This window comes from Caulobacter sp. 05T431 (genome assembly GCF_056665975.1).
Genome location: NZ_JBFTKU010000016.1, coordinates 137027 through 147956 on the forward strand (window position 1 = coordinate 137027; position 10930 = coordinate 147956).

At 71.0% G+C, this 10930-nt stretch carries 7 protein-coding genes; 1 reads left to right on the top strand and 6 read right to left on the bottom strand.

The features are described 5' to 3' along the window. Nucleotides 1-17: 17 nt before the first annotated feature. Nucleotides 18-1058 (top strand): SGNH/GDSL hydrolase family protein, encoded by a 1041-nt coding sequence (locus AC1U89_RS15930; protein WP_479900674.1) that lies wholly within the window; start codon nucleotides 18-20, stop codon nucleotides 1056-1058. Between the two features lie 175 nt (nucleotides 1059-1233). Here AC1U89_RS15930 and rnr read toward each other — a convergent pair whose 3' ends face one another. The 6 genes from rnr to plsY all read right to left on the bottom strand — a co-directional run bounded on the left by rnr (nucleotide 1234) and on the right by plsY (nucleotide 10175). Beyond that, nucleotides 1234-3555: a ribonuclease R gene (gene rnr, locus AC1U89_RS15935; protein WP_479900666.1), complete on the bottom strand. Its 2322-nt coding sequence runs from the start codon at nucleotides 3553-3555 to the stop codon at nucleotides 1234-1236. Nucleotides 3556-3604: 49 nt separating this feature from the next. Then, entirely contained in the window at nucleotides 3605-5074 is a 1470-nt protein-coding gene (locus AC1U89_RS15940; RefSeq protein WP_479900667.1) for an FAD-binding oxidoreductase, read from the bottom strand. A gap of 75 nt (nucleotides 5075-5149) precedes the next feature. After that, on the bottom strand, nucleotides 5150-5518 hold the full coding sequence (locus tag AC1U89_RS15945) for a hypothetical protein (protein ID WP_479900668.1): 369 nt from the start codon (nucleotides 5516-5518) through the stop codon (nucleotides 5150-5152). Between the two features lie 50 nt (nucleotides 5519-5568). Then, a complete protein-coding gene (topA, locus tag AC1U89_RS15950) occupies nucleotides 5569-8238 on the bottom strand; it encodes a type I DNA topoisomerase (protein ID WP_479900669.1) in 2670 nt (889 codons plus the stop codon). A gap of 174 nt (nucleotides 8239-8412) precedes the next feature. Beyond that, nucleotides 8413-9513, bottom strand: a complete 1101-nt coding sequence (gene dprA, locus AC1U89_RS15955) for a DNA-processing protein DprA (protein ID WP_479900670.1) — start codon at nucleotides 9511-9513, stop codon at nucleotides 8413-8415. Further along, entirely contained in the window at nucleotides 9513-10175 is a 663-nt protein-coding gene (plsY, locus tag AC1U89_RS15960; RefSeq protein WP_479900671.1) for a glycerol-3-phosphate 1-O-acyltransferase PlsY, read from the bottom strand. Before plsY ends, dprA begins: the two co-directional genes overlap by 1 nt. Between the last annotated feature and the right edge of the window lie 755 nt (nucleotides 10176-10930).

The window sequence follows — 10930 nt, forward strand, 5'->3', positions numbered from 1 at the left end:
AGATCCGCTTGAGATACGTGTTCCTGGCCGCCTTCGTGGCGGCGGCCCTGTCGGTCGAGCCCGTCTCGGCCCAGACCGCCCTGACACCCAATATCGGCGGCCGGGTCGTGGCCCAGCCGGACGGCGCCTACGCCTTCGGCTGGCCCGGCGTCTATTTCGAGGGGCGTTTCACCGGACGGTCGATCGAGGTGGCGATCGATCCTCAGCTCGAGGTGCTGGCCGTMAGCATCGACGGCAAGGTCCGCAACGAGGTGGCCATGCCCGGCGTCGCGCATCTGACCTATGACGACCTGGGACCGGGCGAGCACGTGGTGCGGGTCGACAAGCTGACCGAGAGCCAGACCGGCTCCGCGCGGTTCCTGGGCTTCACCGTCGGCAAGCGCGGCCAGGCCCTGCCGCCGCCGGTCCGCCCCCGCAGGATCGAGTTCATCGGCGACTCCCACACCGTCGGCTACGGCGTGCGGGCGACCAAGCGCAGTTGCACGAAGGCCGAGATCCACGACCTGACCGACACCAGCCTGACCTTCGGCCCGCTGCTGGCCCGCCGGCTGGACGCCGACTACCGGATCGTCGCCTTCTCCGGACGGGGCGTGGTGCGCAACTACGGCGGCGCGGCGCCGGGCCAGACCCTGCCGGCGCTCTATCCGCGGATGATCCCCGGCGAGGCGACGCCTGTCGTCGACCCGGCCGAGGCCTGGCGGCCCGACCTGATCGTCATCGGCCTGGGCACCAACGACTTCTCGACGCCCGTCGCGCCGGGCGAGGCCTGGGCGGACGCCGAGGCCCTGCACGCCGACTACCGCCAGGCCTATGCCCGCTTCATCGGCGACTTGGCCAAGCGCCAGCCCCAGGCGCGGTTCCTGCTGATCGCCGGCGACAGCTTCGCCGCCGACGTCGAGGCGGTGGCCAGGACGGTCGACGCCCAGACGCCCGGCCTGGCGACCCCGGTGCGGATCACCGGCATGGACCTGGGAGCGTGCGACTGGCACCCCTCGATCGCCGACCAGCGGATGATGGCGGATCGGCTGGAAGCGGCGGCGCGGGTGGTGCTGCCCTAGAACCCCTCTCCCATGGGGAGAGGGAGGGGCCCATTGCGGAGCAATGGGAGGGTGAGGGGTAAGACGTCGTCCGGCGTGCCGGCAGGGCGTTCGTGAGAAATCGGTGAGTGTGTAACCCCTCACCCTCCCACGCTCTTCGAGCGCGGGTCCCTCCCTCTCCCTCCGGGAGAGGGTATTATCTGCGCTTCCCTCGTCGGACGCCCTTCGGCAGGCCGCCGCGCGGCTTGACCGGGGTCCGCGCCCGCACGCCCAGCCGGGGTTGCGGCGCCTTCGGATCACGCGGCAGCGCGTCCGTCAGCATCTCGAACACCAGGCCGCCGGTCACGGGCGTGGCCTCGCGCAGCCGCACCTCGACCGCCAGGCCCAGGGGGAAGCGCTTGCCCGTGCGTTCGCCGACCAGGGCGTGCATGCGGTCGTCGTGGACGAAATATTCCTCGCCCAGGGTCGAGACCGGGACCAGGCCGTCGGCGCCGGTCTCGTCCAGCTTCACGAACAGGCCAAAGCGGGTGACGCCGGTGATCCGGCCGGTGAAGGTGGCGCCCACCCGGTCGGCCAGGAAGGCGGCGATGTAGCGGTCGGTKGCGTCGCGTTCGGCGGCCATGGCCCGGCGCTCGGCGTGGGTGATGACCTCGGCGGTGTCCTTGATCTGGGCGATGTCCTGGTCGGTCAGGCCGTCGTCGCCCAGGCCCAGCGCCCGGATCAGGGCCCGGTGCACGATCAGGTCGGCATAGCGGCGGATCGGGCTGGTGAAGTGGGCGTAGCGGGCCAGGTTCAGGCCGAAGTGGCCCATGTTGTCGGCCGAGTAGTGGGCCTGCATCTGGGTGCGCAGGACCACCTCGTTGATGATCGCCGCGTGCGGGCTCTCGCGGGTGTCGTCCAGCAGCTTGTTGAACCGCGCCGTGGTCGGGGCCTGGCCCTTGGACCAGGGGATCTCCAGGGTCTGCAGGAACTCACCCAGGTTCATCACCTTCTCGTCGCTGGGCGTGTCGTGGACGCGGTAGATCAGCGGCATGCGCTTGGCTTCCAGCGTCTCGGCGGCCGAGACGTTGGCCTGGATCATCATCTCCTCGATCAGCTTGTGGGCTTCCAGGCTGGCGCGGCGGGTGATCGACTGGATCTCGCCCTCCTTGATGACGATCCGGCGCTCGTCGCTCTCGATGGCCAGGGGCGAGCGCGCCTCGCGGCCCTTGCCCATCAGGCGGAAGGCGGCCCACAGGGGCTTGAGGATCGGGTCCAGCAGCGGGCCGGCCTTGTCGGCGTCCTGGCCGGCGGGCGGCGGCACGCCGTCGATGGCGGCCTGGGCCTGCTCGTAGGAGAGTTTGGCGGCCGACCGCATCAGGCCGCGCACGAACTTGTGGCCCTTCTTGCGGCCGCCGGCGTCGAACACCATCCGCACGGCCAGGGTCGCGCGGTTCTCGCCCTCGCGGAGCGAGCACAGGCCGTTGGACAGGGTCTCGGGCAGCATCGGCTCCACCCGGTCGGGGAAGTAGACGCTGTTGCCCTTCTCGCGGGCGTCGCGGTCCAGGGCCGAGCCCGGGCGGACATAGGCGGCGACGTCGGCGATCGCCACCCAGACCACCCAGCCGCCCACGTTCGAGGCGTCCGGATCGGGATGGGCGTAGACGGCGTCGTCGTGGTCGCGGGCGTCGACCGGGTCGATGGTCACGAACGGCAGGTCGCGCAGGTCGTCGCGGCCCGCCAACGTCGGCGGCTGGGCCGCCTTGGCCTCGGCCTCGGCCTCTTCCGAGAAGCCCGTCGGGATGCCGTGGCTGTGGATGGCGATCAGCGAGGCGGCGCGGGGGTCGTCCTCGCTGCCCAGCACCTCCAGGATCTTGCCGAACTTGGGTCCGTAGCGCGAGCCGGCGCCGCTGACCTGGGCCAGGACCAGGTCGCCCTCCTTGAGGTCGGCGGCGGCCTGATTGTCGATCAGCAGGCTTTCCTTGGACTTGCGGTCGACCGGCTCGATACGGGTCTCGCGGCGCGCTTTGCGCACCACGCCCAGGATCTTGTGGGCGCTCTGGCCCAGACGCTTGATCAGTCGGGCCTCGGTCTCGCCGTTCTCCAGTTTCTCGAAGCGGACCAGCAGGCGGTCGCCCAGGCCCGGCGCGCCGCCGGCCGCCTCGCCCTTGCCGGGCGCCAGGCGGACCTGGGGCGTGTCCTCGGAATCCTTGGTCAGGCGCACATAGAGGTCGCCGTCGGCGTCGCGCTCGACCACGTCGACCACCCCGACGGGCGGCAGAGCGCCGGCCTGGGCGAAGCCCTTGCGGCCGCGCTTGCCCAGGCTGCCGTCGGCTTCCATGGCCCGCAGCATCTCGCGCAGGGCCCGGCGGTCGGCGCCTTTCAGGCCGAAGTGGCGGGCGATGTCGGCCTTGCCGCTCTCGCCGGCGTCGCGCAGGAACGCCAGCAGGGTCTCGCGGTCCGGCAGGCCGGCGGGCGGCTTTGCGGCCTTCGAGGCGGCGGGGAACTTGGACGACTTGGGCGTACGGGGTTTGGCCATGACGCACGTCTAGCGCGCTCCGGGGCCGATGTCGTGCTTCGCCGCGCTGTCAGGCCCGGCTGGCGAAATATTGCTCCCACATCGTATTGCGGAACAGGCCGCGCGGGTCGCGGCGGCGCTTTTCGGCGATGAAGCGGTCCAGGTTGGGATAGGCGCGCTCCAGCTGGTCGGGGCGGGCGTGCAGGCGGTAGGGCAGGTAGAACGACCCGCCGTGGGCCAGGGCGCGATCGATCAGGGCCTGGGTCACCGGCCGCATCGCGGCGTCGGCCGCCGCGGTGCGCGCCTGCGAGAAGGACATCACCGCCGCCACCCGGTCGGTTGGGGCGAAGGCCATGACGCTCACCGGATCGGCGGCGATGTAGCGCAGGGTGACGTTCAGGAGCTGGACCTGGGCCTTGGGGATGAGGTCACGGCAGTCGGCCAGGAACCCGGCCAGCCGGTCCGGTGGCAGGAAGTATTCGTGGAGGATGTCGGTGCGGCGCGGGTCGCGCTCGGCCAGGTCGCTGACCGGCGAGCTGATCAGGGCGTTGCGGGTGGTCTGTTTCGGATCAAGCCGGGGTTTGAGCACCGTCTCGGCGTACCAGCGCGCGTTCTTCCAGGCCTCGGAGCCGATCTGGGCGCGATAGACCTGACGGGTCAGGCCGGCCAGGCGGTCGGGGTGATGCGACAGGGGCGTCGGCGCGCCGGCGATCCGTCCGTAGGTCACGATCAGCGCGTCCTGGAAGAAGTCGCGGCGGGCCACGGACAGGCGGCCATAGCCCATGACCACGTCCGGGGCGTGCAGGGCGTCCACGAAGGCGCGGCCGAAGGCGTCGGCCGACGTCTGGGCGTAACGGGGCGACAGCCGGACGTTGGGGGCCATCTCGACCTCCAGGTCCAGCAGGACGCCGAACAGGCCGTAGCCGCCCATGGCCAGGCTGAAGAGCTCCGGCTCCGCCTCGCGCGAACACCGCACGATCTCGCCGTCCGCCAGCAGGATCGTGGCGGCGCGGACCGTCGACCCCATGGGTCCCAGCGGCGCGGCCCAGCCGTGGGCGTTGACCGAAAAGGCCCCGCCCAGGGTGAAGTCGCTGTTGGCCTGGGTGACCTTGGGCGCGAAGCCGACGGGGTCGAGCGTGGCGATCACCTCGCGCCACCGCGCGCCGGCCTGGGCGCGATAGCGGGCCGCGGCCGGATCCGGCGTGCACACGCCCTGATCCAGCGTGATCGCCGTGCCGCCGCGCGCCAGGCTCTGGCCGCCCATCGAGTGCCGGGCGCCGCCGACGCAGACGGGACGACCGGCCGCCGCGGCGTCCTTGAGCTCCCGCCGCAGCAGGTCGACCAGCGCGTCGTCTCGGACGGCGGGGCGCAGGTGGCGCGCGACCGGGGTCGCGTCCAGGCCGCTGGCGTCGTCGAGGAGGAGCGGCGGTTCGGCGGGCTTTGCTTGGACCTGGGCCCGGGCCTGGACGGTGGCGGGGATCGCCAGCGCCGTCGCGGCCGCGCCCTGGAGCKCGGCGCGACGGGAAAGACGTTCGGACATCGCGCGCTCCCCTTGGCGAAGGCGCAGCTTAGCCGGTGGCGCGCGGACGTCGAGCCCGCTGTCCGGGAGGCGGGCTCAGTACAGGTCCTCGATCCGCTGCGGCGTGGCCTGGGCCGGCGGCGGTTCGGGCTTCTTCTCGACGGGGGCCGGCGACGCGGGCGGGGTCTCGACGACGGGCGCCTCCTCGGCGGGGGTCTCGTCGACCTCCTCGACCGGCTTGGGCTTCTCGACGACAGGGGCCGGCGGCGGTGCGATCTCGGCCACGGCCGGGGTGGCGTCGCGCACCGGCACGCCCGAGACCTCGGCCAGGGGCGCGGTCGAGACCGCCTGGTGGTCGGTCTTGTCCAGGGCGCCCTTGAGGCCGAACACGAAGCCGCCGACGCTGACGGCCGACAGGATCACGACCACGAGGGGCAGCGGCAGGGGGCGTTCGAGCGACGTCATGAGCCCAGCTTAACCCCCAATTTTCCCCTGACCAAGGGCGCCGAGGCGCGTCACGCCTCGGCTTTGGCCTTCTTGGCGGCGGGCTTCTTCGCCGCCGTGGTCTTCTTCGCGGCCGGCTTCTTGGCGGCCGGCTTCTTGGCCGGAGCCGCGCCGTCGGCCGCCGCCTTAGCGGGGGCCTTCTTCGCCGCCGCCTTCTTCGCCGGCTTCTTGCCGCCGCCGCCCTTGGCGACGCGGTCGGCGATCAGGGCCACCGCTTCTTCCAGGGTCAGGGCGGCCGGATCGGCGCCCTTGGGCACGTTGGCGTTGGTGTCGCCGTGCTTGATGTAGGGCCCGAAACGGCCCGACAGCACGCGGATCGGCTTGCCGTCCTCGGGGTGATTGCCCAGCTCGGCCAGGGCGGCCGCCTGGCCGCGCTGCGGACGCCCGCCGCCGGCCCGCTTGTCGGCCAGCAGGCTGACCGCGCGGTTCAGGCCGATGTCGAAGACGTCTTCCGGGTTCTCCAGATTGGCGTAGGTGCCGTCGTGCAGCACGAACGGCCCGAAGCGGCCCAGGCCGGCGGTGATGACCTTGCCATCGTCCGGATGCTTGCCGACCTCGCGGGGCAGGGACAGCAGGCGCAGGGCCTTCTCCAGGTCGACCGCCGCCGCCGTCCAGCCCTTGGGCAGGGACGAACGCTTGGGCTTGTCGCCGCTGTCGGCCGCCGCCAGCTCCTCGACATAGGGGCCGAAGCGGCCGTTCTTCAGCCACACCACGCGGCCGGTCTCGGGATTGATCCCCAGCTCCTTGTCGGCGGTCTCGGCCTCGCCGTCGCCCTCGCTGGTGGCCAGCTGGCGGGTGTAGCGGCATTCCGGATAGTTCGAGCAGCCGATGAAGGCCCCGAACTTGCCGGTCTTCAGCGACAGCATCCCCGTGCCGCAGGTCGGGCAGGCGCGCGGGTTCGAGCCGTCGCCCTTGTCGGGGAAGATGTGCGGGCCCAGGGCCTCGTTCAGGGCGTCCAGGACATTGGTGGTGCGCAGCTMGGCGATCTCGCCGACCGCGGCCGCGAAGTCCTTCCAGAAGTCGCGCAGGAACTGCTTCCAGTCCAGCTTGCCGTCCGACACCAGGTCCAGCTGCTCTTCCAGGGCCGCGGTGAAGTCGTACTCCACGTAGCGGCGGAAGAACTGTTCCAGGAAGGCGGTGACCAGTCGGCCCTTGTCCTCGGGGATGAAGCGCTGCTTCTCCATGCGGACATAGGCGCGGTCGCGCAGCACGGTCAGGACCGAGGCGTAGGTCGAGGGCCGGCCGATGCCCAGCTCTTCCATCTTCTTGACGAGGCTGGCTTCCGAGTAGCGCGGGGGCGGCTCGGTGAAGTGCTGGTCGGCGCGGGCGTCCAGCACCTTGGCGGCGGCGCCTTCCTCGATGGCCGGCAGGCGGGCGCTGTCCTCGTCGCCCTCGTCGTCGCGGCCTTCCTCGTAGACGGCCAGATAGCCGGGGAAGAGCACGACCTGGCCGGTGGCGCGCAGGCCGGTCTGGCCGTCGGYGCTCTCCAGGTCGACCGTGGTGCGCTCGATGCGGGCGCTCTCCATCTGGGACGCGATCATCCGCTTCCAGATCAGCTCGTAGAGGCGGCCCAGGTCCGGCTCCAGGCGCAGCGAGCCCGGGTTGCGGCGCAGGCTGGTCGGGCGGATGGCTTCGTGGGCCTCCTGGGCGTTCTTGGCCTTGGCCTTGTAGTAGCGCGGGGTCTCGGGGACGTAGGTCTCGCCGTAGACGTTGCCGATCACACTGCGCGCCTCGGCGATGCCTTCCGGCTCGACCGACACGCCGTCGGTCCGCATGTAGGTGATCAAGCCGACGGTCTCGCCGCCGATGTCGATGCCTTCGTACAGCTTCTGGGCGGCCTGCATGGTGCGCTGGGCGCTGAAGCCCAGCTTGCGGGCGGCTTCCTGCTGCAGGGTCGAGGTGGTGAAGGGCGGGGCGGGCGAGCGCTTGCCGGGCTTCTTCTCGACGGCGGCGACCTTGAAGGTCGCCTTCTGCACGGCGGCCCGGGCGGCCAAGGCCGAGGTCTCGTTGCCCAGGTCGAACTTGGTGAGCTTCTTGTTCTCGTGCTTGACCAGGCGGGCCAGGAACGGCTCGGCGCCGGCGGTGACGTCGGCCTCGACGGTCCAGTATTCCTGGGTCTTGAAGCGCTCGATCTCCAGCTCGCGGTCGACAATCAGGCGCAGGCAGACCGACTGCACGCGGCCGGCCGAGCGGCTGCCCGGCAGTTTGCGCCACAGGACGGGCGAGAGGGTGAAGCCGACCAGATAGTCCAGGGCGCGGCGGGCGAGGTAGGCCTCGACCAGCTCCATGTCGATGTCGCGCGGATTGGCCATGGCCTCCAGCACGCTCGACTTGGTGATGGCGTTGAAGGTGACGCGCTGGACGGCCTTGTCCTTCAGCGCCTTCTTCTTCTGCAGCACCTCCAGCACGTGCCAGCTGATGGCTTCCCCTTCGCGGTCGGGGTCGGTGGCCAGGATCAGGCGGTCGGCCCCCTTCAGGGCGTCGACGATGTCGGACACGCGCTTGGTGGCCTTGCCGTCGACTTCCCAGCTCATGGCGAAGTCGTTGTCGGGCTCGACCGAACCGTCCTTCGACGGCAAGTCCCGGATGTGACCGTACGAGGCGAGAACCTTGTAGTCGGACCCGAGGTACTTGTTGATGGTCTTGGCCTTGGCCGGGCTCTCGACGACGACGACGTTCATTAGGACCTTGATGCCTGGGAATTGGGTTCGTCTCCCAGGCGAACCCCGAGGGGCGCCAAGGCGACGAGGGCCGGAAAGTGGGGGCGGCGCCAGGGGTCTGTCAACGGCGGCCGTGGCCGACGACGCATTTGGTTCCCGGCTCTCTCTATAGAGAGAGGAATATTTGGGCGTCGCCTAGGTCCCCGCCACCATCCCGCCCACCAGCAGCTCGGCCCGCTCGGCCAGGGTCAGCTCCACCAGCGCCGCCATCACCGCCGAGGTCGGGGCCTTGGTGGCGCGGACCAGTTCGTCGCGCGAGACCGGGGTGGGGGAGAGCAGGCGGGCCAGCTCTTCGCGCAGGGCGTCGTGGTCGATCGGGGCGCCGTCGTCCTCGGCCGCATAGGGACGTTCGCGTTCGCGCAGGTGGGCCTGGCCCGACAGCGAGCGCAGCACGTCCTCGACGCCCTCGCACAGGATTGCGCCCTGGCGGATCAGGTCGTTGGGGCCCTTGGCGCGCGGGTCCAGGGGCGAGCCCGGCACGGCGAAGACGTCACGGCCCTGTTCGGCGGCCAGGCGCGCGGTGATCAGCGAGCCGGACTTCAGCTCGGCCTCGACCACGATAACCCCCAGCGACAGGCCCGAGATGATGCGATTGCGGCGCGGGAAGTCCTTGGCGATGGCCCGGCGGTCCGGCGCGCTCTCGCTGACGACGCAGCCGCCTTCGCCGGCGATGCGGGCGTGCAAGGCGGCGTGCTCGGGCGGGTAGATGTCGCTGACCCCGCCGCCCAGGACGGCGATCGTGCCGGTGGCCAGGGCGCCTTCGTGGGCCGCGCCGTCGACGCCGCGCGCCAGGCCCGAGACCACGACATAGCCGTGGCGCCCCAGCTCGGTCGCCAGCTGGCGGGCGAAGCGCTGGCCGCCCGCCGAGGCGATCCGCGCCCCGACGATGGCCAGGCTGGGCTGGGACAGCAGCTCGGCGCGGCCCAGGGCCCACAGCACCGGCGGCGGCGGGTCCAGGGCGGCCAGGCGGGGCGGATAGTCGGGCTCGCAGGCGCAGATCAGCCGCGCGCCGAGGCGGGCGCCGCTCTCCAGCTCCTGGAGGATCTCGGACTCGGGCGGCGGGCGCAGGGGCGTGGCGCGGCCGGCGCGGCGGGCCAGGTCGGGCAGGGCGTCCAGGGCCCGCTCGGGCGAGCCGAAGCGCGAGATCAGATGGTCGAAGGCGACGGGGCCGACCGTCTCGGTGCGCGCCAGCCGAAGCCAGGCCAGGCGCTCGCTGTCCGAGAGGCCCCGCGTCATCAGCCGGCCGAATCTGCGTCTGGGGCCGGCGGCTCTTCAGCCGTCTTCTTCTTGCCGATGCGGGGCTCCTGGCCCTTCAGCAGTCGGCTGATGTTGTCCTTGTGGCGGATGAAGATCAGCACGGCCATGAACAGGCACAGCACCGTGAACGGCGCCGCCTGGTCGGTGGCCAGGGCGAAGGGTGCGGCCAGGGCGGCGGCGACCAGGGCGGCCAGCGAGCTGATGCGGAACAGGGCGGCCACGGCCAGCCAGGTGACGGCGGCCAGCAGGCCCACCGGCCAGCAGGCCGACAGCAGAACGCCGTAGAAGGTGGCCACGCCCTTGCCGCCCTTGAACTTCAGCCAGACGGGGAACAGGTGGCCGGTGAAGGCCGCGCCGCCGGCCAGGGCGATGATCGCCGGGTTCCCGTGGGTCAGCCAGCGGGCCAGCAGCACCGCCACGATCCCCTTGCCGGCGTCGCCGATCAGGGTGATGGCCGCCAGGTCCTTGCGGCCCGAGCGCAGCACGTTGGTCGCGCCGATATTGCCCGAACCGATCTGCCGGATGTCGCCGGCCCCGCCCAGCCGCGTGGMGATCAGGCCGAACGGGATCGAGCCCAGCAGATAACCGCCGAGGATCGTGAGGCCGAGGGTCAGATAGACGGCTTGGGCGAGATCTTGCACGGAATGCGACCTATGGATGTGGTGAAGCTGCCCGGCGAGACGGGCGCATGGCAAGGGCGAAAACGCCGGTTTCAGGTTTTATAGCGGCGCTCGGGGCGGGGGCTCTAGCGTTTTCCCTCGGCGGCTCGGATCGTCGTGTCGAATGTCCGCTGGTCGGGGGAGGGGGCTGGTCGGCTTTCGATCCATAGCGGACGTTGAAGAACGCCCACCGAACCCCTCTCTCTTAGAGAGAGGGAGGGGCCCATGGCGAAGCCATGGGAGGGTGAGTGGTTACACTCTCACCGAATGAAGCGCAGTCTTTCAGCAGGCCTTCTTCTGTTCGCCAAGATCCACGACGGCTAGGCATGGCGTGTTTCCTCTGACGCCTCGAAAACGAGGTCGAACGTCTTGGGGTTTGCCGGCCGGCGGTGAAACCACTCACCCTCCCACCGCTTCGCGGCGGGCCCCTCCCTCTCTCAATGAGAGAGGGGTTCCGAGGGCCGCTCCCCACCGCTAGCTGACCTTCAGAATGTCCGCTTGGCGTAGGTCTCCATCCGCCCCGGACGGGCGTTTGACGGGGCAGGGCCTTCTTCCATCTTTAGAACCGTCATCCTCGGACTTGTTCCGAGGACCCCTCTGTCGGCGGGGTTGTCGGTTGGGGTTAGGCCGCGATCTCGCCGCTCCACGGATCGTCCTTCTTCGCGGCTGAAGCAGGGGTCCTCGGAACACGTCCGAGGATGACGGACGGTGGGGTGAGCGCGGGCCGGGGACATGCC

Bases quoted from the DNA above. Each gene is read 5' to 3' on its own strand.
- AC1U89_RS15945 (WP_479900668.1), bottom strand. From the start codon at position 5,518: ATGACGTCGCTCGAACGCCCCCTGCCGCTGCCCCTCGTGGTCGTGATC.
- dprA (WP_479900670.1), bottom strand. From the start codon at position 9,513: ATGACGCGGGGCCTCTCGGACAGCGAGCGCCTGGCCTGGCTTCGGCTG.